Origin of the sequence: Thauera sp. JM12B12 (assembly GCF_039614725.1) — a bacterium.
Classification (GTDB): domain Bacteria; phylum Pseudomonadota; class Gammaproteobacteria; order Burkholderiales; family Rhodocyclaceae; genus Thauera.
This window is the reverse complement of the sequence record NZ_CP154859.1, coordinates 3,740,087-3,766,154: the sequence shown is the minus strand read 5'-3', so window position 1 is coordinate 3,766,154 and position 26,068 is coordinate 3,740,087. Positions and strand designations below refer to the sequence as shown.

At 70.3% G+C, this 26,068-nt stretch carries 23 protein-coding genes; 14 read left to right on the top strand and 9 right to left on the bottom strand.

The features are described from left to right. Positions 1-15: 15 nt before the first annotated feature. The gene (locus tag AAG895_RS17105) at positions 16-1,350 is read left to right on the top strand and encodes an NAD(P)/FAD-dependent oxidoreductase (RefSeq protein WP_345793177.1); all 1,335 of its coding nucleotides are present in this window, start codon (positions 16-18) and stop codon (positions 1,348-1,350) included. A gap of 15 nt (positions 1,351-1,365) precedes the next feature. On the opposite strand, the gene AAG895_RS17100 is transcribed toward AAG895_RS17105, so the two are convergent. The 3 genes from AAG895_RS17100 to AAG895_RS17090 form a co-directional block, all read right to left on the bottom strand. After that, a complete protein-coding gene (locus AAG895_RS17100; RefSeq protein ID WP_345795325.1) occupies positions 1,366-2,271 on the bottom strand; it encodes a helix-turn-helix transcriptional regulator in 906 nt (301 codons plus the stop codon). Positions 2,272-2,369: 98 nt separating this feature from the next. Then, positions 2,370-3,008, bottom strand: a complete 639-nt coding sequence (mobA, locus tag AAG895_RS17095) for a molybdenum cofactor guanylyltransferase MobA (RefSeq protein WP_345793176.1) — start codon at positions 3,006-3,008, stop codon at positions 2,370-2,372. Beyond that, complete coding sequence (locus AAG895_RS17090) at positions 3,005-3,868, bottom strand: formate dehydrogenase accessory sulfurtransferase FdhD (protein WP_345795324.1); 864 nt, start codon at positions 3,866-3,868, stop codon at positions 3,005-3,007. Before AAG895_RS17090 ends, mobA begins: the two co-directional genes overlap by 4 nt. 176 nt (positions 3,869-4,044) lie before the next feature. On the opposite strand from AAG895_RS17090, the gene AAG895_RS17085 reads away from it, so the two are divergent. The 9 genes from AAG895_RS17085 to AAG895_RS17045 all read left to right on the top strand — a co-directional run bounded on the left by AAG895_RS17085 (position 4,045) and on the right by AAG895_RS17045 (position 13,181). Then, the gene (locus AAG895_RS17085) at positions 4,045-4,512 is read left to right on the top strand and encodes a DUF3305 domain-containing protein (RefSeq protein WP_345793175.1); all 468 of its coding nucleotides are present in this window, start codon (positions 4,045-4,047) and stop codon (positions 4,510-4,512) included. After that, on the top strand, positions 4,509-5,195 hold the full coding sequence (locus AAG895_RS17080) for a DUF3306 domain-containing protein (RefSeq protein WP_345793174.1): 687 nt from the start codon (positions 4,509-4,511) through the stop codon (positions 5,193-5,195). Before AAG895_RS17085 ends, AAG895_RS17080 begins: the two co-directional genes overlap by 4 nt. Positions 5,196-5,323: 128 nt before the next feature. Then, a complete protein-coding gene (locus AAG895_RS17075) occupies positions 5,324-7,417 on the top strand; it encodes a 4Fe-4S binding protein (protein ID WP_345793173.1) in 2,094 nt (697 codons plus the stop codon). 10 nt (positions 7,418-7,427) lie between these two features. After that, positions 7,428-8,066, top strand: a complete 639-nt coding sequence (locus AAG895_RS17070) for a molecular chaperone TorD family protein (protein ID WP_345793172.1) — start codon at positions 7,428-7,430, stop codon at positions 8,064-8,066. A gap of 68 nt (positions 8,067-8,134) precedes the next feature. After that, positions 8,135-8,341, top strand: a complete 207-nt coding sequence (locus tag AAG895_RS17065) for a hypothetical protein (protein ID WP_345793171.1) — start codon at positions 8,135-8,137, stop codon at positions 8,339-8,341. Between the two features lie 13 nt (positions 8,342-8,354). Then, positions 8,355-11,267 (top strand): formate dehydrogenase subunit alpha, encoded by a 2,913-nt coding sequence (locus AAG895_RS17060; RefSeq protein WP_345793170.1) that lies wholly within the window; start codon positions 8,355-8,357, stop codon positions 11,265-11,267. Between the two features lie 18 nt (positions 11,268-11,285). Continuing rightward, positions 11,286-11,918 carry a formate dehydrogenase FDH3 subunit beta gene (gene fdh3B / locus AAG895_RS17055; RefSeq protein ID WP_345793169.1) on the top strand — a complete coding sequence of 211 codons (633 nt, stop codon included), beginning with the start codon at positions 11,286-11,288 and terminating at the stop codon, positions 11,916-11,918. Next, positions 11,915-12,148 carry a hypothetical protein gene (locus AAG895_RS17050; protein ID WP_345793168.1) on the top strand — a complete coding sequence of 78 codons (234 nt, stop codon included), beginning with the start codon at positions 11,915-11,917 and terminating at the stop codon, positions 12,146-12,148. Before fdh3B ends, AAG895_RS17050 begins: the two co-directional genes overlap by 4 nt. 10 nt (positions 12,149-12,158) lie before the next feature. Beyond that, on the top strand, positions 12,159-13,181 hold the full coding sequence (locus AAG895_RS17045; RefSeq protein ID WP_345793167.1) for a formate dehydrogenase subunit gamma: 1,023 nt from the start codon (positions 12,159-12,161) through the stop codon (positions 13,179-13,181). 135 nt (positions 13,182-13,316) lie between these two features. On the opposite strand, the gene AAG895_RS17040 is transcribed toward AAG895_RS17045, so the two are convergent. Together AAG895_RS17040 and AAG895_RS17035 are read right to left on the bottom strand one after the other, a co-directional pair. After that, positions 13,317-16,196 (bottom strand): EAL domain-containing protein, encoded by a 2,880-nt coding sequence (locus AAG895_RS17040; protein ID WP_345793166.1) that lies wholly within the window; start codon positions 16,194-16,196, stop codon positions 13,317-13,319. After that, entirely contained in the window at positions 16,193-17,782 is a 1,590-nt protein-coding gene (locus AAG895_RS17035) for a FecR domain-containing protein (RefSeq protein WP_345793165.1), read from the bottom strand. Before AAG895_RS17035 ends, AAG895_RS17040 begins: the two co-directional genes overlap by 4 nt. A gap of 281 nt (positions 17,783-18,063) precedes the next feature. On the opposite strand from AAG895_RS17035, the gene AAG895_RS17030 reads away from it, so the two are divergent. Then, a complete protein-coding gene (locus tag AAG895_RS17030) occupies positions 18,064-19,227 on the top strand; it encodes a THUMP domain-containing protein (RefSeq protein WP_345793164.1) in 1,164 nt (387 codons plus the stop codon). 25 nt (positions 19,228-19,252) lie between these two features. Here AAG895_RS17030 and AAG895_RS17025 read toward each other — a convergent pair whose 3' ends face one another. Both AAG895_RS17025 and AAG895_RS17020 read right to left on the bottom strand, forming a co-directional pair. Next, a complete protein-coding gene (locus tag AAG895_RS17025; protein ID WP_345793163.1) occupies positions 19,253-20,386 on the bottom strand; it encodes a PilT/PilU family type 4a pilus ATPase in 1,134 nt (377 codons plus the stop codon). Between the two features lie 19 nt (positions 20,387-20,405). Then, on the bottom strand, positions 20,406-21,449 hold the full coding sequence (locus AAG895_RS17020) for a type IV pilus twitching motility protein PilT (protein ID WP_345793162.1): 1,044 nt from the start codon (positions 21,447-21,449) through the stop codon (positions 20,406-20,408). Positions 21,450-21,541: 92 nt separating this feature from the next. On the opposite strand from AAG895_RS17020, the gene AAG895_RS17015 reads away from it, so the two are divergent. The 3 genes from AAG895_RS17015 to AAG895_RS17005 are packed head-to-tail and all read left to right on the top strand — an operon-like array spanning position 21,542 to position 23,702. Beyond that, complete coding sequence (locus tag AAG895_RS17015) at positions 21,542-22,249, top strand: YggS family pyridoxal phosphate-dependent enzyme (RefSeq protein ID WP_345793161.1); 708 nt, start codon at positions 21,542-21,544, stop codon at positions 22,247-22,249. Between the two features lie 43 nt (positions 22,250-22,292). Next, positions 22,293-23,117 carry a pyrroline-5-carboxylate reductase gene (proC, locus tag AAG895_RS17010; RefSeq protein ID WP_345793160.1) on the top strand — a complete coding sequence of 275 codons (825 nt, stop codon included), beginning with the start codon at positions 22,293-22,295 and terminating at the stop codon, positions 23,115-23,117. Positions 23,118-23,120: 3 nt separating this feature from the next. Beyond that, positions 23,121-23,702 carry a YggT family protein gene (locus tag AAG895_RS17005; protein ID WP_345793159.1) on the top strand — a complete coding sequence of 194 codons (582 nt, stop codon included), beginning with the start codon at positions 23,121-23,123 and terminating at the stop codon, positions 23,700-23,702. 90 nt (positions 23,703-23,792) lie between these two features. On the opposite strand, the gene AAG895_RS17000 is transcribed toward AAG895_RS17005, so the two are convergent. Both AAG895_RS17000 and AAG895_RS16995 read right to left on the bottom strand, forming a co-directional pair. After that, positions 23,793-25,070, bottom strand: coding sequence for a dihydroorotase (locus AAG895_RS17000; RefSeq protein ID WP_345793158.1), 1,278 nt, complete (start codon positions 25,068-25,070; stop codon positions 23,793-23,795). Positions 25,071-25,102: 32 nt separating this feature from the next. After that, positions 25,103-26,062, bottom strand: a complete 960-nt coding sequence (locus tag AAG895_RS16995; RefSeq protein ID WP_345793157.1) for an aspartate carbamoyltransferase catalytic subunit — start codon at positions 26,060-26,062, stop codon at positions 25,103-25,105. Between the last annotated feature and the right edge of the window lie 6 nt (positions 26,063-26,068).

Sequence of the window (26,068 nt, the reverse complement as noted above, 5' to 3'; positions counted from 1 at the left end):
TATCGAGAGAAAATCATGCAGATCGACAAGGCCACGTCGGGGGCGCCTCACCGTATCGTCATCGTCGGCGGCGGCGCGGGCGGGCTGGAGTTGGCGACACGCCTGGGCCGCAAGTTCGGCCGTCGCGGCACGGCCGAGGTCACGCTCATCGACAGCAAGCGCACCCACGTCTGGAAGCCCAAGTTGCACGAGATTGCTGCCGGGAGCATGGATCTCGGTGATCACGAGGTGCCCTACCTGGCGCAGGCGCACTGGCATGGATTCCGTTTCCGCATCGGTCGGATGACCGGCCTCGATCGTCGGGCGCGCGAGGTGCACGTCGCGCCCTTCGTGGATGAGGACGGCAAGGAGGTCACACCGGCGCGCTCCTTCCCCTACGACACGCTGGTGATCGCGGTCGGCAGCCAGAGCAACGATTTCGGTACCCCCGGCGTGCGCGAGCACGCGCTCAAGCTCGAGACGGTCGCGGACGCGCGGCGCTTCCATGTGCGCATGGTCAACGCCTGCGTGCGCGCCCACGCCCAGCCCACGCCGCTGCGCCCCGAGCAGCTGCACGTGGCGATCATCGGTGCCGGCGCCACCGGCGTCGAGCTTGCCGCCGAGCTTCACCACACCACCCGCGAGGTGGTGGCCTACGGCCTGGATCGCGTCGATGCCGACAAGGACATCAGGCTCGTCCTCATCGAGGCCGCCCCGCGCGTGCTCCCGGCGCTGCCCGAGCGCCTCTCGCAGGCCACCGAGCGCCTGCTGCGCACGCTCGGCGTGGATGTGCATACCGATGCACGGGTGGCGGAGGTGATGGCCGACGGCGTGCGCCTTGCCGACGGTCGCGTGCTGCCCGCCGAGCTGGTGGTGTGGGCGGCAGGGGTGAAGGCGCCCGACTTCCTCGGCGAACTGGATGGTCTGGAAACCAACCGCATCAACCAGCTCGTGGTGAGGCCGACGCTGCAGACCTCGGCCGACGACGACATCTTCGCGCTCGGCGACTGCGCCGCCTGCCCGTGGCCGGACAAGAACGGCTTCGTGCCGCCGCGCGCGCAGGCCGCGCACCAGCAGGCCGCGCATCTGTACCAGCAGCTGCAGCGCCGCATCGCCGGCAAGCCGATGCGGGACTACCGCTACCGCGATTTCGGTTCGCTGGTGTCGCTCGGCGAGTTCAGCACCGTGGGCAACATGATGGGCGGACTCACCCGGGGCGACCTGTTCATCGAGGGCTGGTTTGCCCGCCTGATGTACGCCTCGCTGTACAAGATGCACGAGCTTGCGCTGCACGGCTGGGTCAAGGTGACGCTCGACACCCTGGCGCGCATGATCACGCGTCGCACCGAGCCCCGCGTCAAGCTGCACTGAGACCGGGGTGCCCCGTCAGTCGAGGCCGAGCACCCGTCCGAGGGGGCTGAGGTCGTAGCCGCCGAGCCGGTTCGCCAGCGCCTGCGAGCGTGCGTCGCCGTGTGCGGCGAGCAGATCCTGGAACAGGCGGCGGAACAGCACGTCGCGCGGCAGCGCGAGGTCGAAGGCCTCCCAGCCGAGCGCCAGGAAGCCGAGGCCGAACTCCGCCGCCGCCGCGCGCGTGCCGGGTGCGCAGTCGGCGTCCTCGCGCGCGACCAGGGCCGCAGCCTCGCGCTCGGTGTGGGCGGTGGCGACGGCGCTGCAGTCCGCGGCCGCGAAGCCACGGCTGGCGAGCGCGGACGCGAGGAAATGCGCCGAGCCGGCGCCGGGCTGGCGCATCGCCCAGCGATAGTCGAAGGCGGCCAGGGTCTCGATGCCGTCGACCTCGAGGCCGCGGCGCAGGATCACCCCCTGTTCGCGCAGCGCCAGGCGGACCAGCGCCCACTGGCGGTGCGGCGCGAAGCGGCGCAGCAGCATGGCGTGCTGCTGCGCGCTGTGCTCGACGCCGCCCCAGTGCAGCGCGCACACGCTGGCGCGGCGGCGGGCGAGCAATTCCAGCCCCGCCAGGGTGCCGGTGGGGCTGTAGGCGACGAAGGCCTCGCCGCCCAGCGCCGGCGCGAGCGCGCCCACCGTGGCGGCCAGCAGCGGGTCGTCGCTGCCGGTGATCAGCAGGCGGTCGGTGAGCGCGCCGCCGTGGGCCTGCTCGAGCAGCCATTCCTCCAGCAGCGCGCGCGGGAACAGCCACTTGCCGCCCACGCGCGCGGCGGGCAGCTCACGGCTGTTGGCGAGCTCGTAGAGCTTCTTCTCGTTGAGCTGCAGGAAGGCCGCGGCCTCGCGCGCGTTGAGGCAGGCCGCGGGCGCGGCGGGCGCCCCGGCGTGCATGTCCGGCGCCGGTGGCCGGCGTCGCGAGGGCGCGGCGTCCGCGGCGTGGTCTGCGCCATGCGGCGCACCGGCGCCTGCCGGATGCGCGGGGCGCGACGTCATCGGCGCGGTGCGTCCTCGGCGCCGGGCAGGTCGCGCGCGGCCTCCGCCAGCTCGTCGCGGGTGTTGATGTTGCGGAAGGCGGCTTCCTCGTCGTCGAAAGGCACCTCCACCACCTTCAGCGTGCCGTACCAGCGGTCGATCTTGCGCCCGCCGCCGGCCAGGAAGGCGCCGAGGTGGTCGGCGATATCGCGTCGGCACAGGCAGAACACCGGGTGCGGCTGGTCGAAGGTCTTTGCTACCGCGAGCTGGGCATCGGCGGCGTGCAGCGCCGTGGCCAGGCGCTCGACGAGGTCGGCGGGCAGGAAGGGCGAGTCGCAGGGCGCGGTGACGACGAAGGGGTGCTGCGCGCGCTTGAGCGCGGCATGCAGCCCGGCGAGCGGACCGGCGAAACCGCCGATGTCGTCGCCGAACACCGGATGGCCGAAGCTGCGCCAGGCCTCCAGGTTCTGGTTGGCGTTGATGATCAGTTCATCGACCTGGGGGGCGAGGCGTTCGAGCGCATGCGCCGCCATCGGTCGCCCGGCGAGCGCGACCAGGCCCTTGTCGACACCGCCCATGCGGCTGCCCTGGCCGCCGGCGAGCAGCACCCCGGTGATGCGGCGGTCGGCGGGGCGGGGGATGGAAGGGGAACTCATCGTCGGGGTGTCTCGTGTGGCGTGAATGGGCGCCAGTCGCGCACGAAGCGGTCGGCGCCGGAGAACAGCAGGTAGTGCTTGCCCTGGGCGCGGCCGATCATGGTGAGGCCGATCTTCTCCGCGATCTGCCAGCCCATGTGGGTGAGCCCGGAGCGCGACACCAGGAAGGGGATGCCCATCTGCGCGGTCTTGATCACCATCTCCGAGGTCAGCCGGCCGGTGGTGTAGAAGATCTTGTCGGCGCCGTCCAGGCCGTCGAGCCACATCTGGCCGGCGATCGCGTCCACCGCGTTGTGGCGGCCGACGTCCTCGAAGAACATCAGGATCTCGCAGCCGGCGGGCGTGGCCCGCGCGAGCGCGCAGCCGTGCACCGCGCCGGCCTGCTTGTAGATGGATTCGTGGTGACGCACCGCGTCCATCAGGGCGTAGAGGGTCGATTGCCCGAGCTGGCGGTCCTGCGGCAGGCGGACCTGGTCGATCTCGTCCATCAGCCCGCCGAACACGGTGCCCTGACCGCAGCCGGTGGTGACGGTGCGGCTGCCGAGCTTGTGCTCGGCGTCGTGCAGGCCGTGGCGCGTGGTCACCGCCACCGCGTCGACGTCCCAGTCGACCTGCACCGCGGCGATCTCGTCGAGGCTCCTGACCAGGCGCTGGTTGCGCAGCCAGCCGATCGCGAGCGCCTCGGGGGCGGCGCCGAGCGTCATCAGGGTGACGATCTCGCGCTTGTCGACGTAGAGCGTGAGCGGGTGCTCGCCGGCGATCGCGGTCGGCACGGTCGCGCCGTGCTCGTCGATGGCGGGGATCTCGACGGTGAGCGGGCGGCTGGCCTGGCTGAGCAGTGGACGGGCGGGAGGAGGCATCGCGGCGAGGGTGAAAGGCGTGAGCACCCGATTGTAGCTGCAAGACCGGTGGGGCATGGATGGGCTGCGCCCGCGAGTCGGGCGCGGGTTGCCAGCGCGGGTTTTCACGGTCGCGCCGGGACCGCGGGGGTCGTATGCTGTGGACGACGTACATCTTCCTTTCCCGGTGCTGCACGATGAAAGACTTCCCGATCGCGGTGATCATGGAGCGTCGCCGCCTCGACAACCCCTGGGTCGATGCCGCCTGGGAGGCGGTGGGTGCGGTGCCGGCCTTCGACGATCCCGATCCGGCGCCGCGCCGGATCGTCGACGAGGCCGATCGCAGCCAGTGGCGTTTCGGCGGCTTTGCGCTCGAACTCTTCCGCGACGAGGCGGAGAACTACTTCGCCAACATCGCCGCGCCCATTCCCAAGGTGTTCGTGCTCTGGCGTGCCGACGGCGAGCTGGCGCGTCCGGTCACGGTCACGGTGAGCTACGGCGAGGCGGCGCGCTGGCTGGACTCGGGCGAGCAGGTCGATGGGGTGCCGATGCCGCGCGAGATCGCCGACTGGGTGGGCGATTTCGTGAATACCCACTACAAGCCGGAGCCGAAGAAGAAGGTCAAGCGCAACGACCCGCTCGGCCTGGACCGGAGGCGCACGTGAGCGGTGGCTTCCTGTCGCGCTGGTCGCGCCGCAAGCTCGCCGCCGCGGTGCAGCAGGCGGTGCAGCCTGACCCGGGCAGCACGGTGGCGGCGGAGGTGACGGGCAGCGCCGGCGCTGTCGAGCCTGCTGCGCCGGGTTCGGTGGTGGAGCCCGTCTCGCCACCGTCGGCAAGCCCCGAGGCGCAGCTGCCGCCGATCGAGGGGCTGTCGCTGTCCTCCGATTTCACCGCCTTCCTCAAGGAGGAAGTGAGCGAGGCGCTGCGCCGCAAGGCCTTGCAGAAGCTGTTCTCCGATCCGCACTTCAACCGCATGGACGGGCTGGACATCTACATCGACGACTACTCCCAGCCCGACCCGATTCCGCCGGAGATGATGGCGAAGCTCCAGCACGCGCGCGAATGGCTGCAGGCAAACGCGCCTGCAGCGGACGCCGAGGCGGTGCTGCCGGGGGATGCGGCGAGTGTCGGGGCCGGGCCGGGCGTCGGGGGCGCTGCGCCCCCTGGTCCGTCCGGGTCCGACGCGTCCGAGGACCTTCCGCTGGGGGCGGCGGCGACGGAGCTGGGGCCTCATCCGGGTGCCGGAGCACTGGGTGCGTGCGATGCCGTCGCCACGCCCGACGTCACGCCGGATACCTGTCCCGATACCAGGCCCGATCCGCTTACGCCGAGACAAAAGGCGCCATGAGCGACAAATTGTCCCGCCAGCCATTTTTCGGGCTGTGACGGAGGGATTCCTGAAGGCCTGCGGGGCAATGAGTTCCCTCGTATCTGGCCTATGAACTGCTTTGCCTAGGAAGACCACTGGAACCAGACATGTCCGACAGCCAGCAGCCGATTTCCCGGGTTCACCTCTGCGATTGCAATCGCAGCTTCAGCCTCGATGCCGCGCGCCTGGCGCCGGCGAGCTGTCATCACGCCTTGTGCGGTCGCGAGCTGCCTGCGCTCGAGGCCGCGCTCGCCGGCGGCCAGCGCGTACACGTCGCCTGCACCCAGGAGACCGCGCTGTTCGGCGAACTGGCCGAGGCGCAGGGCGCAGGCGAGCGCATCCGCTTCTTCAACCTGCGCGAAAGTGCCGGCTGGTCGACCGAGGCCGCCGCGGCGACGCCCAAGCTCGCCGCGCTGATCGCCGCCGCGACCACGCTCGCCGACCCCGAGCCGGTACCGGCGGTGCAGATGTCCGCGGGACGCAGCCTGCTGATCATCGGTGAGGCGGGCGCGGCGCTCGGCTGGGCGGAGCGCCTGGCCGGCAGCTTCGAGCCGGCGGTGCTGATCACCGCGCGCACGCCGGACGCCGAGCTGCCGGCAGTCAATGCCTACCCGGTGTGGTCGGGCAAGCCGCTGACGCTTTCCGGTCACTTGGGCGCCTTCGAGCTGGAATGGACGCAGCAGAACCCGATCGACCTCGAGCTGTGCGTGCGCTGCAACGCCTGCGTGAAGGCCTGTCCCGAGGGCGCGATCGGCTGGGACCTGCAGGTCGATGAGGACGCCTGTCGCAGCCACCGCGCCTGCGTCGCCGCCTGCGGCGAGATCGGCGCGATCGACTTCGCGCGCGCCGACGTGGCGCGCAGCGAGCGCTTCGACCTCGTGCTCGACCTCTCCGCCGAGCCGCTGCTCCGGCGCGTCGAGCTGCCCGACGGCTACGCTGCGCCCGGGCGCGACCCCTTCGAGCAGGCGCTCGCGGTGCAGGCGCTGGGCGAGTTCGTCGGCGAGTTCGAGAAGCCGCGCTACGTCGCCTTCGAAGCCGGCCTCTGTGCGCACAGCCGGGCGAAGAAAACGGGCTGCAGCAACTGCATCGAGGTCTGTGCCACCGAGGCGATCCGCAGCAAGGGCGACGTGATCGCGGTCGACCCGTATCTGTGCAAGGGCTGCGGCACCTGCAGCACGGTGTGCCCATCGGGTGCGCTGTCCTTCCAGTTCCCGCGCGTGCCCGAGCTCGGCCAGCGCGTGAAGACCCTGCTCGCCGAATACGCCCGCGCCGGCGGCCAGGACGCCTGCCTGCTGTTCCACGCCGCGGAGGCGGGCAATGCCGCCATCGCCCGCCTCGCGCGCCGCGGCCGCGGTCTGCCGGCGCGGGTGATTCCGGTCGAGCTGTGGAGCGCGGATGCGGTCGGGCTGGATCTGATGCTCGGCAGCCTCGCGCTCGGTGCCTGCCAGGTGGCGGTGCTCGCCGCCGGCAGCCACGACGCCGCGCCGATGCGGGCGCAGGCCGCTCACGGCCAGACCATCCTCAGCGCGCTCGGCTACGCCGGCGAGCACCTGCGCGTGATCGAGGCCGACGCCGACGGCTGGCAGGCGCTCGAGCGCGGCCTGTACGACTGGGCGCCCGCGACCGGCGTCGCCGAGCCGGCGCGCTTCCAGCTCCTGCCGAAGAAGCGCGAGACGCTGGATTTCGCGCTGCGCCACCTGGTCGCGCACGCCCCCGCGGCGCAAGCGCCCGCCGGGCTGCCGGCGGTGATCGCCTTGAAAGCCGGCGCGCCCTTTGGCCAGGTGCTCGCGTCCGACGCCTGTACCCTCTGCATGTCCTGTACCGGCGCCTGTCCGGCCGGCGCGCTGCGCGCCGCGAGCGATGCCTACCGGCTCGAGTTCGTCGAGAAGAACTGCCTGCAGTGCCGGCTGTGCGAGGCCTCCTGTCCGGAGTCCGCGATCACCCTCGAGCCGCGCCTGCTGCTTGGCGAGCCTGCACGCAAGGCGCGCCCGTTGCGCGAGGCCGACATCTTCCATTGCAGCGCCTGTGGCAAGGCCATGGGCGCGGCGCCGCTGATCGAATCCATGATCTCCCGCCTGTCCGGGCATTCGATGTTCGCTGGCGAGGCCGAGCGCGCCCGCCTGCGCATGTGCGCCGACTGCCGGGTGATCGACATGATGAAGGCCGGATCGGCTGTCAAGGCCTGGGACCTCACTGAATGAACGACGCCGAATGAAAGACGCCACGATCGCCCTCCAGCCGCAGCCGACCTGGTCGGACGAGGACCGCGCGCGCGCCGAGCACTACGCGCTGCTCGCCCGCCTGTTCCACGCCGCCCCCGATGCCGCGCTGCTGGCTGCGCTCGCGCAGGCCGGACGCACGCTGGGTGGCGAAGGCGGTGACCTGCCGCGCGCCTGGGCCGCGCTCGGCGCCGTGGCGCAGTCGATGCCGCTGGCGACGGTGGCCGACGAATTCGACGCGCTATTCGTCAGCGTCGGCAAGCCAGAGGTCATGTGCAATGGCTCCTGGTACCTCACCGGCTTCCTGCAGGAAGAGCCGCTCGCCGAACTGCGCGACGACCTCGCCGAACTCGGCCTCGGCCGCCGGCCGGGCGTCACCGAGACCGAGGACCACATCGCCGCGCTCGCCGAGGTCATGCGCCACCTGGTGCTGACCGGGCCGGACGAGGCCGGGCTGATGCGCCAGCAGCGGTTCTTCAGCCGCCACATCGCGCCCTGGTACGCGCAGTTCGCCGGCGCGCTGGCGGCGGCACCGGGGGCGGATTTTTACGCGAAGGTCGGCGGCTTGCTGGCGGCCTTCATGGACATCGAGCGCCAGGCGTTCGACATGCTGGAGGCGGAAGCGCACTGAGCGCGGTTGCCATCGAGACGATGCCGGGCCGGCACGGGCCGCTCCGGCACTTAGAGGGGAGAGCGAGGATGAAGGACGAAACCACCAAGCTGTCGCGCCGCAACTTCCTGGCCGCGATCGGCGCCGGCAGTGCCGCCAGCGCCGCTGCGCTGGCCGCGACTGCCGCGCAGGCGTCGCCGGTCACCGCCCGGGTGGTCGAGGACGCGCGCCGCGAGGCCGCCGACCAGGGCGTGAGCGCGCATATGCGCAATTACTACCGCACGACGCGGATCTGAGGAGGACGCGAGGATGTTGACGAAGAAATCCGCGACCGCCGCCACCAGCGCGCGGCGCCTGCGTGGCGCTGCCGCCCGTGCGCTCGGCCAGACCATGGACCGCCGCGCCTTCCTCAAGCGCTCCGGCCTCGGCGTGGGCGCCGGCGCGCTCGCCACCCAGCTGCCCTACAACTTCATCGGCGCCGCCGATGCCGCCGCGCCCGCGGGCGCCTCGCGCGCCGAGGGCAAGGCCGAGATCCGCCGCACCATCTGCACCCACTGCTCGGTGGGCTGCGCCGCCGACGCCGTGGTGCGCAACGGCGTGTGGGTGCATCAGGAGCCGGTGTTCGACTCGCCGATCAACCTCGGCGCGCACTGTGCCAAGGGCGCCTCGCTGCGCGAGCACGGCCACGGCGAATACCGCCTGAAGTACCCGATGAAGCTGGTCGACGGCAAGTACCAGAAGATCTCCTGGGAACAGGCGATGAACGAGGTCGGCGACCGCCTGCTGAAGATCCGCGAGGAGTCCGGCCCCGACGCCGTCTACTTCATCGGCTCGTCGAAGCACAACAACGAGCAGGCCTACCTGCTGCGCAAGTTCGTCTCCTTCTGGGGCACCAACAACACCGACCACCAGGCGCGCATCTGCCACTCCACCACGGTGGCCGGCGTGGCGAACACCTGGGGTTACGGCGCGATGACGAACTCCTACAACGACATGCAGAACGCCAAGGCGATGCTGTTCATCGGCTCGAACGCGGCCGAGGCGCACCCGGTGTCGCTGCTGCACATCCTGCACGCCAAGGAAAACGGCGCGAAGATGATCGTGGTGGACCCGCGCTTCACCCGCACCGCGGCCAAGGCGCACCAGTACATCCGCATCCGCTCGGGCACCGACGTGCCCTTCCTGTTCGGCCTGCTGTACCACATCTTCCAGAACGGCTGGGAGGACAAGCGCTACATCGAGGATCGCGTGTTCGGCATGGACAAGATCCGCGACGAGGTGCTCGCCAAGTGGACGCCGGACAAGGTGGAAGAAGCCTGCGGCGTGCCCGAGGACCAGATGCTGCTGGCCGCGCGCACCATGGCCGAGAACCGCCCCTCCACCATCGTCTGGTGCATGGGCCAGACCCAGCACACGATCGGCAACGCGATGGTGCGCGCCTCCTGCATCCTGCAGCTCGCGCTCGGCAACATCGGCAAGTCGGGCGGCGGCGCCAACATCTTCCGCGGTCACGACAACGTGCAGGGCGCGACCGACGTCGGCCCCAACCCCGACTCGCTGCCCGGCTACTACGGCCTCGCCGCCGGCTCGTGGAAGCACTGGTGCGGCGTATGGGGGGTGGACTACGAGTGGGTCAAGAGCCGCTACGCCTCGCAGGAGATGATGGAAAAATCCGGCATCACGGTGTCGCGCTGGATCGACGGCGTGCTCGAGAACAAGGACCTCATCGACCAGCCCGCGGGCAACCTGCGCGCGGTGGTGTACTGGGGGCACGCGCCCAACTCGCAGACGCGCGGCGCCGAGATGGTCGAGGCGATGAAGAAGCTCGACACCCTGGTGGTGATCGACCCCTATCCGTCGGCCACCGCGTCGATGGCGGCGATGGTGAGGAAGGACGGCGTGTACCTGCTGCCGGCCTGCACCCAGTTCGAGACCACTGGCTCGTGCACCGCCTCGAACCGCTCGCTGCAGTGGCGCGAGAAGGTCATCGAGCCGCTGTTCGAGTCCAAGCCCGACCACACCATCATGTATGCCTTCGCCAAGAAGTTCGGCTGGGCCGACGAGTTCGTGAAGAACATCAAGGTCGAGAAGGACGCCCAGGGCTGGGACGAGCCGAACATGGAGGACACGCTGCGCGAGATCAACCGCGGCACCTGGACCATCGGCTACACCGGCCAGTCGCCCGAGCGGCTCAAGCTGCACATGAAGAACATGCACACCTTCGACGTGAGGACGCTGAAGGCGCAGGGCGGACCGTGCGACGGCGAGTATTTCGGCCTGCCCTGGCCCTGCTTCGGCACGCCGGAGATGAAGCACCCGGGCACGCCGAACCTCTACGACACATCCAAGCACGTCATGGACGGCGGCGGCAACTTCCGCGCCAACTTCGGCGTCGAGAAGGACGGCGTGTCGCTGCTCGCAGGCGAGGGTTCGGCCTCCAAGGGCGCCGACCTGCAGATGGGCTACCCCGAGTTCGATCATGTGCTGCTGAAGAAGCTGGGCTGGTGGGACGAGCTCACCGACGCCGAGAAGGCCGCGGCCGAGGGCAAGAACTGGAAGACCGACGTCTCCGGCGGCATCCAGCGCGTGGTGATGAAGAACCACGGCTGCCACCCCTTCGGCAACGCGAAGGCGCGCGCCGTGGTGTGGAACTTCCCCGATCCGATCCCGCAGCACCGCGAACCGATCTACTCGCCGCGCCCGGACATGGTCGCCAAGTACCCGACGCACGACGACAAGATGAAGTTCTGGCGCCTGCCCACCCTGTACAAGTCGATGCAGGAGAAGGTGAAGGACATCTCCAGGGACTACCCGCTGGTGATGACCTCCGGCCGCCTGGTCGAGTACGAGGGCGGCGGGGAGGAAACCCGCTCCAACCCCTGGCTCGCCGAACTGCAGCAGGAGATGTTCGCCGAGGTGAACCCGAAGGACGCCAACGATGCGGGCTTCCGCAACGGCGAGTACATCTGGGTCGAATCGCCGACCAAGGCGAAGCTCAAGGTGCGCGCCCAGGTCACCCAGCGCGTGGCGCCGGGCACGGTTTTCCTGCCCTTCCACTTCTCCGGCTGGTGGCAGGGCAAGGACATGCTCGAGTTCTACCCCGAGGGTGCGGCGCCGATCGTGCGTGGCGAGGCGGTCAACACCGCCACCACCTACGGCTACGACGCGGTGACGATGATGCAGGAAACCAAGACCACCCTGTGCCGCGTGAGCAAGGCCTGAGGGCGAGGAGAATAAATAATGGGACGCATGAAATTCCTCTGTGACGCCGAGCGCTGCATCGAATGCAACGGCTGCGTCACCGCGTGCAAGAACGAGCACGAGGTGCCCTGGGGCGTGAACCGCCGCCGGGTGGTGACGATGAACGACGGCGTGCCGGGCGAGCGCTCGATCTCGGTGGCGTGCATGCACTGCTCGGACGCGCCCTGCATGGCGGTGTGCCCGACCGACTGCTTCTACAAGACCGAAGACGGCGTGGTGCTCCACGACAAGGACAAGTGCATCGGCTGCGGCTACTGCTTCTATGCCTGTCCGTTCGGCGCGCCGCAGTTCCCCAACGGCCCGGCGGCCTTCGGCGCGCGCGGCAAGATGGACAAGTGCACCTTCTGCGCCGGCGGCCCGGAAGAGACCAACTCGGCGGCGGAGTACGAGAAGTACGGCTCCAACCGCCTCGCCGACGGCAAGCTGCCGCTGTGCGCCGAGATGTGCTCGACCAAGGCGCTGCTGGCCGGCGACGCCAACGTGGTGGCCGACATCTTCCGCGAGCGCGTGTTGCGCCGCGGCACCGGCGCCGAGGTGTGGGGCTGGGATGCCGCCTACGGTGGCGGCGAGCGCAAGCGCGAACGCGAGCACAAGCGGGAGGGCCAGTCATGAGTGGCAAGCTGAAATCGATGGCGCTCGCGGCCCTTGCCGGCTGCGCGCTGTTCGGCCTCTCGGCCTGCAGCGAGGTGCCCCAGGTCACGGTCTACGAGCAGGGCGAGTATCGCGGCAAACCCGATACCCGCCCCTGGGAAGGCGGCGAGTTCAAGGGCGACCGCGTGGCCTGGGAGAGGGCGCTTCGCGAGCGCGCCCGCGGCCAGTCCGAGTACAACCGCATCCAGTGAGGAGAGCGCCATGACGACACCATCGATGCGGGTGCGCCACGGCGGCTGGCTGGCCGTGCTGCTGCTCGCGCTCATGCTGTGGGCGGCGGCGCTGCCGCTGCAGGCGGCCGAGCGTCCGCCCGGCAGCACGGCGGCCGACCAGGCCGAACGTCAGGTCGAGCGTCCGCTCAACAATGCGCCGGTGTGGCGCGCGGTGCGTTCGGGCGAGGCGCATTTCACGACCGTGCGGGGCCCCGAGGCCGGCGTGCTGATCCAGAGCGAAGGCAACACCTGGCGCCAGCTGCGCAACGGCCCGATCACGCTCTACGGCGGCTGGCTGCTCATTCTCGTGCCCTCGGCCATCCTGCTGTTCTGGCTGATCAAGGGCACGATGAAGCTGCACGGCGCCAGGACCGGACGCACGATGAAGCGCTTCTCGGGCTTCGAGCGCTTCGTGCACTGGGGCACGGCGATCACCTTCCTGCTGCTGGCGGTGACCGGGTTGGCGATCCTGTTCGGCAAGCACGTGCTGCTCCCGATCGTAGGCCATGACGGGCTGGGCCTGCTGCTCAACGCCGGCAAGCTGGTGCACAACTACGTCGGGCCACTGTTCGGCGTGTTCGTGGTGCTGATGTTCATCGCCTTCCTGCGCGACAACGTCTGGCAGTCGATCGACGCGGTGTGGATCCGCCGCGCCGGCGGGCTGCTCGATGGCGGCCACGTGCCCTCCGGCCGCTTCAACTTCGGCGAGAAGACCTGGTTCTGGTTCGGCGTCACCTTCCTCGGCCTCACGGTGGCGATCTCCGGGCTGATCATGGACTTCCCGAACCTCGGCGACTGGAGCCGCGCCGACATGCAGACCGCCAACGTCGTGCATGCGATCGGTGCCATCCTGATGCTGGGCCTGGCCTTTGGCCACATCTACATGGGCACGCTCGGCGTCGAAGGCGCCTACCAGGCGATGAAGACCGGCCATGTCGACGAGACCTGGGCGCGCGAACACCACGAGCAGTGGTATCACGACATCAAGGCGGGCAAGTCCGGGCATCCCTGAGCCCGAGCCCCCGCCTCCCTTCCCCCGCCCGGGCGCTCCTCTCCCTTCTGCCCGGGCACATTCGGCCCTGCGACGCCTCGATGCGCCGCAGGGCCGCGTTTTCTTGGGGGGGCGGCCGCGCAGCGTGGCGCCCCGCTAGTGCTGGGTGCGTGCGTTGAAGACGGCGCGGGCGGCGTGCGGGGGGGGCAACCGCAGCCAGTGGCGGATCTCGTCGGCCGGCAGGGGCTGGGCGAACAGGTAGCCCTGGGCGACGTTGCAGTGGTGGCGGGAGAGGAAGCCGAGCTGCGCCTCGGTCTCCACGCCCTCGGCGACCACCTTCATGCCCAGCCCGTGTGCGAGGGCGATGGTGCCGCGGACGATGGCGGCGTCGTCGTTGTCGTCGGCGATGTCGCCGACGAAGCTCTTGTCGATCTTCAGCTCCGAGATCGGAAAGCGCTTGAGCAGCGAGAGCGAGGAATAGCCGGTACCGAAATCGTCCACCGCGACGCTGACCCCGAGCGCGTCGATGCGGCGCAGCAGCTCGGCCGCCCGCTCCGGGTCGCGCATCGCGGTCGACTCGGTGAGCTCGACCTTGAGCATGCGCGGATCCAGCCCGCTATCGGCGATCGCCTCGCGGATGGCCTCCACCACGCCCATGTCCGAGCACTGGCGTGCCGAGATGTTCACCGCGAGCGGCACCGGGTGCAGCTCTTCGGCTTGCCAGCGTGCTGCCTGCTCGGCGGCCGCGCGGATCGCCCATTCGCCGATGCTGCGGATGATGCCGCTCTCTTCCGCCGCAGGGATGAACACGTCCGGGCGCACCAGGCCGGCGCCCGGGCGGTGCCAGCGGATGAGTGCCTCGAGACCGGTGAGGCGGCCGTTGGCGAGATCGATCTGGGGCTGGTAGAAGAGTTCGAACTCGCGGCTGACCAGGCCGTGGCGCAGCGCCGACTCCATGCTCAGTCGATCGCGCGACCAGGTGTTCATCTCGGGCGCGTAGAAGGTGTAGCTGGCGCCGCCTTCCACCTTGCCGCGGTACATCGCCTTGTCGGCCATCGACAGCAGGGTCTGCGGGTCGGCGCTGTCCTGCGGACCGACGCTGATCCCCACGCTGCATGACAGCACGAGCCCGGTGTCGCCGTCGGCCTCGAACTCGCGCTCGAGCAGGTCGAGCAGCTTGCGGGCGACCGAGACCACGGCCGCGCGATCATGGAGGTTGTCCATCAGGATGATGAACTCGTCACCGCCCCAGCGCGCGACCGTATCGCCGGTGCGCACCGATGCCTGCAGGCGCTCGGCCACCACCTGCAGGACCCGGTCGCCCACGTAGTGGCCGAGGCTGTCGTTGATGCGCTTGAAGCGGTCGAGATCGACGAACAGGAGCGCGACGAGCGTGCCGCGGCGCTGGGCATTGGCGAGCGCCTGGTGCAGGCGGTCGATGAGCAGGGCCCGGTTGGGCAGGCCGGTGAGCAGGTCGTGGGTGGCCTCGTGCTGCAGGCGGGCGGTGATGGCGAGCGTCTCGGTGACGTCGTTGAGCACCAGCACCGCGCCCTCTCCAGGCTGTCCGACCGGCGTCGCGGTCAGGCGCAGCGCGTACTCGCGCCCCTCCGGGCTGTGCCAGGGGATGGGGTCGGGCAGGCGGATGGTCTGGCGGTGCTTGAGCGCGGCGAGCACGGTGCTCACCGCATCCGCGGTGAGGTCGGTGAACTCGCGCAGCAGCTCGCCTACCAGGCGCCCCTCGGCCTCCTCGCGGCGCAGGCCGGTAAGGCGTTCGGCGACCGGATTGATCATCAGCACCCGCGTGTCCTCGTCGATCGCGACCACCGCGTCGGTGATCGAGCGCAGCGTGGCGTCGGCGTCGTGGCGGGCATGGAGCAGCGATCCGCGGGTCCGCTGCAGGTATCGGGCGAACCAGATCAGGTAGCCGAGCAGGAAGCCGAGCACCGCGGCACCGGGCGGCACCCACAGCTGCATCGTGCCGAGCGCGGCGCCGCTCGCCAGCGGCGGCACGAGGACGAGGCCGCCGAGCGCGAGCGCGCCGCGCATCGAGGCCTTGTCCATGAGCATCGCGCCGAGCGCGAGGAAGATCAGGCTGGCCGCCAGGGTCCACGCGGGGCTGGCGGTCGTGTAGATGAGCCCGTTGCGCAGGGCCTCGAAGGCGCGGGCGTGGAATTCGACCGCCGGCATGGGTTGGCCCTGCGGCGAGGCCGGGGTCGCCAGTCCGCCGTCGATGCCGTGGGCGGTGGCGCCGATGAACACGGTCTGGCCGCGCAGCGTGCGCACGAGCTCGGGCTGGGTGAGCAGGCTGAAGTAGGACAGCACGCGTGGCGCGCTCGCCGCATCGGGATAGGGCAGCAGCAGCTCGCCGTCGCGAATCCAGGGCGTGGCCGCGGCGACCCTGCGCATCCAGGCCTCCGGCCCGCCGAGCGCGCCGCGGGTGGGAGCGGCCGCGGGGCCGGCCGCGACCTTGAGCGTGGCGAGCGCGAGCGCGTCCCAGCGTGGATGCGCACTGCCGGCGCGGGCGAAGGTCCGGCGCGCGAGGCCGTCGGCGTCGAGCTCGACGTCGACATGGCCGAGGGCCGCAGCGCTCGCGACCAGTTGCGGGACAGGGAGCAGTTCGCTCACGCCACTGCCCCCTCCCTCGGTGTGACGTGGCGCCAGCGGCAGCACCACGCGCTCCGAGGCCGCCAGCGCCTGCGCGAGCTCGGTGTCTCCCGGCGCCGCCTCCGGGAACAGCACGGCCATGCCGATCCCGGCCACCCCCGACACGGCGAGGCGGTCGATCAGCTCGGCGTGCACGCTGCGGTTCCACGGCCAGCGCCCGAGCGCGCTCAGGGTCGCCTCGTCGATGGCGATGACCACCGCGCCGGGCGCCGGGGCTTCGGCGCGAAACAGGGGCTCGAGGGTGTCGTAGGCGGCCAGGTCGACGCGCTTGAGCGGAGACCAGCCGGCGAGCACGGCAAGGCTCGCGACCGCAGCCGCGAGCAGCCAGCCGCCATGGGGCGCGAGCGCCTGGAGCAGGCGCAGGGGACTCATAGCGCGAGCAGCAGGGGCAGCAGGATCAGGAGCGCGCGCCAGTGATCGTGCGGCACCTCGATCTGCTGTGGCTTGCCCCACGGGCCGGGCGGGCTGCCCGCTTCCTGGCTGCGGATGCGCACGTACCAGGTGCCGCCGGGCGGGCGGGGCGCGTCGAGCAGGGCTTCTCGGGTCGCGTAGGCATGCTCGGGCGCGGCGAAGTCGGCGCTGCGCGAGAGCTCGACCTCATAGCCCTGGACGTCGTCGGCCGCGCGCCAGCGCAGCTGCAGGCGCTCGCCGTCGAACTCCGGTGGCTCGGCGCTCGGTCCCGCGGCCGGGCGACGGAAGCGCTGGGCGTCAGAGTAGGGGCCGCGCCCGTCGACGGCCGTGCTGACGCCGACGCGCCAGTAGTAGTCACCGGCAGGCAGGTCCTCGTCCAGGACCAGGGAGGCGGTGCGGAGATCGTCGCGCGCGACGAGGATGCGCTCGAAGCCGGCGTCGGCCGCGAGCTGGAAGTGGTAGGCGCCGGCTTCGGGGTTGTGCGCCCATTCGAAACGCACGCGCGCGTCGGTGGCGAAGCCGCCCTGTGCGGGCACGCTCGGGAAAGGTGGCTCGGGGTGGGCGTCGATGACGACCTCGCGCCCGCCATCGAGGCCTTCCAGGCCGCGCCCGTCGATCGCCCGTACCCGCAGCCGGTAACGGCCGTCAGCCAGCCCGGCGCGGCCGAGGACGGCAGGCTCGGCGCCGCTACGGTCCGACTCGAGCACGGTGAAGTCGGCGTCGGGCGCGAGCTGGGTGCGATACCCCACGGCGCCGGCGACGGCCTCGATCGGGATGCGGAAGGGCACGCGGTCGATCACCGCGGGCAGGCCGTCGAGCGCGGGTGCCGGCAGCAGGGCGGAGGCGCGCTCGGGCGACCTGCCGGGGCTGACCTGGGTGCCGGTGCCTGCGGGCAGGCGCACGCTGCCGCGGCGGTTCTGCAGCGCGATCTCGCCCTCCAGGGTCTCCGCGCGCATCGCCCTGCCCTCGGCAGTGACGCGGAAGTCCGTGCCGCGCACCGCGGCCACGGCGGCCGGAGTCCGGATGATGTAGCGCCCGCCACCGCGTCCCACCGGACGCACGGCGCTTTCGATGCGGCCATCGCGCAGCTCGAGGTCGAGCTGCTGCGCGCCCGAGGCCTTGAGGCGCTTGAGCGCGCGCACCTGCAGTTCGCTGTTGGCGCCGACCAGGCTGCGGCTGCCGTCGGGAAATTCCAGGGTCAGGCTGCTGTCCTCGCCACTGCGGATGAGCGCGCCGGGGCGCACCGTCATGCCGGCAACGAGCGGCTCGATGTCGTCTCCGACCTGCTGCTCGACCGCGCCGCGCACGTCGACGACCTGGGCGCTGCGATGCTCGCCGCGCATCCAGGCGACCGGGATGCGCAGCACGGTTCCGGGCTGGATGGTCCGAGGCTCGAGGATGCGGTTGTAGTCCTGGATGCGCGGCCAGTAGTCGATGCTCTTGAGGTAGCGCTGGGTCAGGTTCCAGGGATTGTCGCCGGGGCGGACGACATACACGAAGTCCTCCGCCAGCGCCGTCGTTCCGCACCACGCAAGGGCGAGTGCCACCACCAGTCGAACCGCCGGGCCGCGAGGGCGCCGCGCATGCGCGCGCGTCGATGAGAGCATGGGGTCAGCCTTGTCGATGCAGATCGATTACGGGATTGTTCTCGGATTTTCTTCGCAGTGCGCGTGAATATTACCTTGTGCCCGTCGGAATCAGGGCGGTCTTTCCTGCGCTGCATGCCGCGGTGCCGCCGAGGCTGGCCGCGAGGCGCCGGCCGCCGATGCGTCTGCGGCGGAGGCGGGGCGCTACAATGCGGGCCCCCGATCTGTGCCTGGAGCCCTCGATGGCCGAAGTGTTCTTTTCCCCTTGTCCGCGCGGACTGGAAGACCTGCTTGCCGAAGAGCTCGCGGCCCTCGGCGCGCGCAATGCGCAGGCGGTGCACGGCGGCGTCGGCTGGCAGGGCGACTGGCTGGCCTGCCAGCGCGCCAACCTCGAGAGCCGGCTCGCCACCCGCGTGATGTGGCGGGTTGCGCAGGGGCGCTACCGCGCCGAGGTCGACATCTACAAGCTCGCCTACAGCGTCACCTGGGCGAAGTGGTTCACCGCCGACGACACCATCCGCATCTACGTCACCGCGCAGAAGTCGCCGCTGAAGAGCCTGGAATTCATCACCCTGCGGGTGAAGGACGCAGTGTGCGACCACTTCCGCACCGTCGCCGGACGGCGGCCGAGCGTGGATACCGCCAACCCGGCGGTGCGCATCCACCTGTTCCTGACTGCCGACACCGCGACCCTGTACATCGACACCTCGGGCGAGCCGCTCTACAAGCGCGGCTACAAGCCGGCCGCGGTCGAGGCGCCGCTCAAGGAGAACCTCGCCGCCGGCATCCTGCGCCTGACCGGCTGGCAGCCGGGCGAAACCCTGGTCGATCCGATGTGCGGCAGCGGCACCTTCCTGATCGAGGCGGCGCAGATGGCGCTCGACATCGCCCCGGGGCTGGGGCGCAGCTTCGCCTTCGAGCGCCTGCGCATTCATGACCGCGCGGGCTGGGCGGCGCTGCGCCGCGCCGCCGAACAGCGCCGCAAGCCGGCGCGCGTGCTGCCGGTCTTCGGCTCGGATCTCGTCGGCGAATGGGTGCGGCGCAGCCGCCTGAACCTGGACGCGGCGGGCCTGGCCGACTGCGTGCGGCTGGACCGTGCCGACGTGCTCGAGCGCACGCCGCCGGCGGCCGAGGGGGTGATGGTGGCGAACCCGCCCTATGGCGTTCGGATCGGCGAGAGCGAGGAACTGGCCGCCTTCTATCCGCGCCTGGGCGACGCGCTCAAGCAGCGCTGGGGCGGCTGGCGCTGCTACTTCTTCACCGCCGACAGCGCGCTGCCCAAGCTGATCGGCCTCAAGGCGAGCCGGCGCACGCCGCTCTTCAACGGCGCGCTCGAGTGCCGGCTCTACGAGTACCGCATGGTGGCGGGCAGCAACCGCGACCGCCCGCCGCGCGCGCACGCCTGAGCCCGCGACGCGGGGGCGGGCGGCGTCAGAGGATGCCGAGGTTCTTCAGCCCGCCGCTGCTGTCCTGCTCGCCATGACGGCTGTGGAGCTTGATCTGCAGGCGCAGGTCGTTGACCGAGTCGGCGTTGCGCAGCGCGTCCTCGTAGGTGATCAATTCGTCCTCGTAGAGCTGGAACAGCGACTGATCGAAGGTCTGCATGCCGAGCTCGCGCGAGCGCTTCATGATCTCCTTGATCTCGGGCACGTTGCCCTTGAAGATCAGGTCGGCGATCAGCGGGGAGTTGAGCAGCACCTCGACCGCGGGCACGCGACCCTTGCGGTCCTTCAGCGGCAGCAGGCGCTGAGAGATCATCGCGCGCAGGTTGAGCGAGAGGTCCATCAGCAGCTGCTGGCGGCGGTCTTCCGGGAAGAAGTTGATGATGCGGTCGATCGCCTGGTTGGCGCTGTTGGCGTGCAGCGTGGCTAGGCACAGGTGGCCGGTCTCGGCGAAGGCGACGGCGTAGTCCATGGTCTCGCGGTCGCGGATCTCGCCCATCAGGATCACGTCGGGCGCCTGGCGCAGGGTGTTCTTGAGCGCGGCCTCCCAGGATTCGGTGTCGATGCCGACCTCGCGCTGGGTGACGATGCAGTTCTTGTGCGGGTGGAGGAACTCGATCGGGTCCTCGATCGTGATGATGTGGCCGAAGGTGTTTTCGTTGCGGTAGTCGACCATCGACGCGAGCGAGGTCGTCTTGCCGGTACCGGTGCCGCCCACGAAGATCACCAGGCCGCGCTTGGCGAGCGCGATGTCGTTGAGCACCGGCGGCAGGCCGAGCTCACCGAAGTTGGGAATCTTCTGCGGGATCGTGCGCAGCACCAGCCCGACCTTGCCCTGCTGCATGAAGGCGTTGGCGCGGAAGCGGCCGATGCCGGCCGGCGAGATGCCGAAGTTGCACTCCTTGTGCGCCTCGAAGTCGGCTGCCTGGCGGTCGTTCATGATCGCGCGCGCGAGCTCGGCGGTGTGCTGCGCCTGCAGCATCTGGTTCGACTGCGGCACGATCTTGCCGTCGATCTTGATCGCGGGTGGAAAGCCGGAGGTGATGAAGAGGTCGGAGCCGTTCTTCTGCAGCATCAGCCGCAGCAGGTCGTGCATGAACTTGAGGGCCTGATCGCGTTCCATCTGGTGGTGCTCCTGCGGCTCAGGCCGCGAAATTGTCCTTGTTCTGCGCCTTCATGCGCGCCTCGGCCGCCGACACCACGTTGCGGCGCACGAGGTCGGCGAGGCACTGGTCGAGCGTCTGCATGCCCATGTTCTGGCCGGTCTGGATCGAGGAGTACATCTGCGCGATCTTGTTCTCGCGGATCAGGTTGCGAATCGCGGGGGTGCCGATCATGATCTCGTGCGCCGCCACCCGGCCCTGGCCGTCCTTGGTCTTGAGCAGGGTCTGCGAGATCACCGCGCGCAGGGATTCCGAGAGCATCGAGCGCACCATGTCCTTCTCGGCCGCAGGGAAGACGTCGACGATACGGTCGATGGTCTTGGCCGCCGACGAGGTGTGCAGGGTGCCGAACACGAGGTGGCCGGTCTCGGCTGCGGTGAGCGCGAGGCGGATGGTCTCGAGGTCGCGCATCTCGCCCACCAGCACCACGTCCGGGTCCTCGCGCAGCGCGGCGCGCAGGGCGTTGTTGAAGGACATCGTGTCGCGGTGCACCTCGCGCTGGTTGATCAGGCAGCGCTTGGATTCATGCACGAATTCGATCGGGTCCTCGACGGTGAGGATGTGGCCGTACTCGTTCTCATTGACGTAGTCGATCATCGCCGCCAGCGTGGTCGACTTGCCCGAGCCGGTGGGGCCGGTGACGAGCACGATGCCGCGCGGCTGGTTGGCGATCTCCTTGAAGATCTTCGGGCAGTTGAGCTCCTCCAGCGTCAGCACCTTGGACGGAATCGTCCGGAACACCGCCGCCGAGCCCCGGTTCTGGTTGAAGGCGTTGACACGGAAGCGGGCGAGGTTGGGCACGGCGAAGGAGAAGTCGCACTCCCAGCTCTCCTCGTACTGCTTGCGCTGGGCGTCGTTCATGATGTCGTACACCATCGCGTGCACTTCCTTGTGCTCGAGCGGCGGCAGGTTGATGCGGCGCACGTCGCCGTGCACGCGGATCATCGGCGGCAGCCCCGCCGACAGATGCAGGTCGGAGGCCTTGTTCTTGACCGCGAAGGCAAGCAGTTCGGTGATGTCCATGTTCTCTTCGACAGGGGGCGCCCCGGAAAGGGGCCAACGGGGCGATGCTATACTTCGCGCGCTTCGCCTCCAAAGGAAATAGGGCACGGAAAATGACGACTATCGCCGCGCGGCTCCATGACGTCCGCGCCCGGATCGAGGCGGCCACGGCTGCCGCCGGGCGGCCGGCGGCCGGCGTGCGCCTGCTGGCGGTGAGCAAGACCTGGCCGGTCGAGGCGGTGCGCGAGGCGGCGCTGGCCGGGCAGCGGGCGTTCGGCGAGAACTACGTCCAGGAGGGTGTCGACAAGGCCGAGGCCCTGCGCGAGCTGGGTCTCGAATGGCATTTCATCGGCCCGCTGCAGAGCAACAAGACGCGGCTGGTCGCCAACGCCTTCGACTGGGTGCACAGCGTCGATCGTCTGAAGATCGCCGAGCGCCTGGCGGCGCAGCGCGACGTGCATCTGCCGCCACTCGATGTCTGCATCCAGGTCAACGTCAGCGGTGAGGCGAGCAAGAGCGGCGTGGCGCCCGCGGCGGTCGCCGGGCTCGCGCAGGCGGTCGCGGCCCTGCCTCGGCTGCGCCTGCGCGGCCTGATGTGCATTCCCGAGCCGACCGAGGACCGCGCGCTGTTGCGTGCCCGCTTTGCGCTGCTGCGCAGCCTGCGCGATGAACTCAACGCCGGCGGCTTCGGTCTCGATACCTTGTCGATGGGCATGTCGCACGACCTCGAACCGGCGATCGCCGAAGGCGCCACCATCGTGCGCGTCGGCACGGCGATCTTCGGCGAGCGTGCGAGGTCCGCTCCCACCCCTTCCGCCTGACGGACGTCGCGACGCGCGTCGGGCCCAGCATCCAGGTCAAACGATGAAGATCACTTTTCTCGGCGGCGGCAACATGGCCACCGCCCTCATCGGCGGCATGCTCGAGCGCGGCTTCGCTGCGGCCGGCATCCAGATCGTCGAACTCGGCGAAGCGGCCCGTGCCGCGCTCGAACAGCGCTTCGGCGTGCGCGCGGTCGCGGCCTTCGACGAGGCGGCGATCGATTGCGACGTGCTCGTGCTCGCGGTCAAGCCGCAACAGATGAAGGCCGCGCTCGCGCCGCTCGCCGGGCGCATGCGCGCCCAGCTCGTCATCAGCATCGCCGCCGGCCTGCGCCTGGCCGATCTCGGGCGCTGGCTGGGCGCGCCGGGGACGCCCTACGCGCGCCTGGTGCGCTGCATGCCCAACACGCCGGCCCTGATCGGCGCCGGGGTGACCGGCCTGTACGCCGACCCGTCGGTGGACGCCGCCGGGCGCGAGGCGGCAGAACGCATCCTCGGTGCGGTGGGCAGCACCGTGTGGGCCGCCGACGAGGCCCGGATGGACGCGGTGACCGCGATCTCGGGCAGCGGTCCGGCCTACGTGTTCCACTTAATCGAGGCGCTCGAGGCTGCCGGCCGCGGCCTGGGCTTCGACGAGGCCGACGCGCGCCGGCTGGCGATCGACACCGTGCTGGGGGCGGCGCGCCTGGCGGCGAACTCGGAAGACTCGCCCACCGTGCTGCGCCAGAAAGTGACCTCCAAGGGCGGCACCACCGAGGCCGCGCTCGCCAGCCTGGCCGCGGCCGGCTGGCACGACCAGCTCATCGCCGCGGTGAAGGCCGCCGAGGCGCGCGGCCGCGAACTCGGCGAACAACTCGGCAAGGACTGATCCATGCTCGCCAACATCCTGCTGCTGGTGCTCGACGTCGCCGGCGGTTTCCTGACCCTGATGCTGCTGGCGCGTTTCTACATGCAGTGGCAGCGCGTCTCTTTCCGCAACCAGCTCGGCCAGTTCGTCGTCACCACCACCGACTGGATCGTGCGCCCGCTGCGCCGCTTCATCCCCGGACTGTTCGGCCTCGACATGGCGAGCCTGCTGCCGGCCTGGGTGGTGCAGGTGCTGCTGGTGATGGCCGAGCTCAGCCTGCGCGGCGCGGTGTTCAGCGGCAATACCGCTGCGGTACTTGCCGGGCTGTGGGGCGTGGGCCTGATCGAGCTGCTGCGCATGATGGTGTACCTGATGTTCGCGGTGGTGCTCGGTTCGGCGCTGCTGTCCTGGGTGAGCCCGCATGCGCCGCTGGCGCCGCTGCTCAACGCGATCGCTGCGCCTTTCCTGCGCCCCTTCCGGCGCGTGGTGCCGACCATCGCCAACGTCGACCTGTCGCCGCTGCTGCTGCTGCTGGTGCTGCAGATCGTGCTGATGGTGCTCGCCAGCGCGCGCAACGGCTTCGCGCCGCTGCTGTTCGGCGGCTGATTTTCGCATCACCGCCCGGAACGCAAAGGGGCAGCCCATCCGCGGCTGCCCCTTTGCGTTCCGGACTTGCGCCTTCGTGCCGAGCCGGGCTCAGCCTTCGAACATCACCTGCCCCTCGACCAGCGTGTAGTGCACCTTGCCCGGCAGCTCCATGCCGAGGAAGGGCGTGTTCTTGCCCTGGCTCCTGAGGCCTTCGCGGCTCACCGTGACATGGGTCGCGGGGTCGAACACGCAGACGTCGGCGCGCGCGCCCACCGACAGGTGGCCGGCCTTGGTGATGCCGACGATCCTGGCCGCGTCCGAGGTGATGCGGGCGAGGCCGTCGAGCAGCGACAGCCCGGCACGGTCGGCCCACTTCAGCGTCAGCGGCAGCAGCAGCTCGAGGCCGGTGGCGCCGGGCTCCGACTCCGAGAAGGGCGTCTGCTTGCCGTCGTCGTCCACCGGGGTGTGATCCGAGCACAGCGCGTTGATGCGGCCTTCGGCCAGGCCGCGGCACAGCGCCTCGCGGTCGCGCTGGCTGCGCAGCGGCGGGATCAGGTGGCAGTTGGGGTTGAAATAGCCGATGTCCATGTCGCACAGGTGAACATGGTTGATCGACACGTCGCAGCTCACGTCCGTGCCATCGGCGCGCGCCTGGTCGATCAGCGCAAGGCCGGCGGCGGAGGACAGGCGGGTGATGTGCAGGCGGGCGCCGGTCACCTTCGCCAGTTCGAGGTAGGTGAACAGCGCGACCGTCTCGGCGGCCACCGGAATGCCCGACAGGCCGAGGCGGGTGGCGACCTCGCCGTCGTGGGCGTGGCCCACGCGCGACAGGAAGGGCGCCAGCGGCTGCAGCCAGACGCGGAAGCCGAAGGTGGCGGCGTACTGCAGCGCGCGCATCAGCACGGCGTTGTCGACCACCGGCACGTTGGCCTGCGAGAAGGCGACGCAGCCGGCCTCGACCAGCTCGGCCATCTCCGACAGGCGCTCGCCCTTGAGGCCGATGGTGAGCGCGCCGACCGGATAGATGTGGGCGCGGTTCAGCTTCTTGGCGCGGTAGGTCAGCATCTCGACCAGACCGGGCTCGTCGAGCGTGGGGTCGGTGTCGGGCGGGATCGCCAGGCTGGTGACGCCGCCCGCCATCGCCGCCTCCATCTCGGACTCGAGCGTGGCGCGGTATTCGAAGCCGGGTTCGCGCAGGCGCGCGGCGAGGTCGATGAAGCCGGGGGCGACCACCAGCCCGCTGGCGTCGATCGTGCGCTCGGCAGCGAAACCGTCCGGAGCCCGGCCGAGGGCGACGATCTTGCCGCCGGCGATGTAGACGTTCTGCACCGCGTCGGTGCGATTGGCCGGATCGACGACGCGGCCGTTGGAAATCAGGATGTTCATGCGTGAGTCCTTGTGCCTGTGCTGTCCGCGACTCAGCGGCTGCCGAGCATGCTCATCACCGCCATGCGCACGGCGATGCCGAAGGTGACCTGGGGCAGGATGACCGCCTGCGCGCCATCGGCCACGGCCGAGTCGATCTCGACGCCGCGGTTCATCGGGCCGGGGTGCATCACGATCGCGTCGGGCTTGGCGAGCGCCAGCTTCTCGGCGGTGAGGCCCCAGATCTTGTAGTACTCCTGCGGCGTCGGCAGCAGGGCGCCGTTCATGCGCTCGTTCTGCAGGCGCAGCATCATCACCACGTCCACGCCCTTGAGGCCCTCGCGCATGTCGTGGAACACGCGCACGCCCAGGCGCTCGACCTCGGTCGGCAGCAGGGTCCGGGGGCCGATCACGCGCACTTCCGGGACGCCGAGCGTGGTCAGTGCGGCGATCTGGCTGCGCGCCACCCGCGAGTGCAGCACGTCACCGACGATCGCCACCGTCAGGTTGGTGAAGTCGTGCTTGAAGTGGCGGATGGTGTACATGTCCAGCAGGCCCTGCGTCGGGTGCGCATGGCGGCCGTCGCCGGCGTTGACCACGCTGATGTGCTCGCGCCGGGTGTTCTGCAGGTGCTGGGCGATCAGCATCGGCGCGCCGCTGGCGGCGTGGCGGACGACGAACATGTCGGCCTGCATCGCGCACAGGTTGTCGACCGTGTCGAGCAGGCTCTCGCCCTTGGCGGCCGAGCTGGTGTTGATGTTGAGGTTCACCACGTCGGCCGACAGGCGCTTGGCGGCGATCTCGAAGGTGGTGCGGGTGCGCGTCGAGTTCTCGAAGAACAGGTTGAACACGCTCTTGCCGCGCAGCAGCGGCAGCTTCTTGACCTCGCGCTCGGCCACCTCGGTGAAGGGCGCGGCGGTGTCGAGGATGGCGGTGAGGATGTCGCGCGGCAGACCGTCTAGCGTGAGCAGGTGCTGCAGTTCGCCGTGCTGGTTGAGCTGGGGGTTTCGCATCGGGCG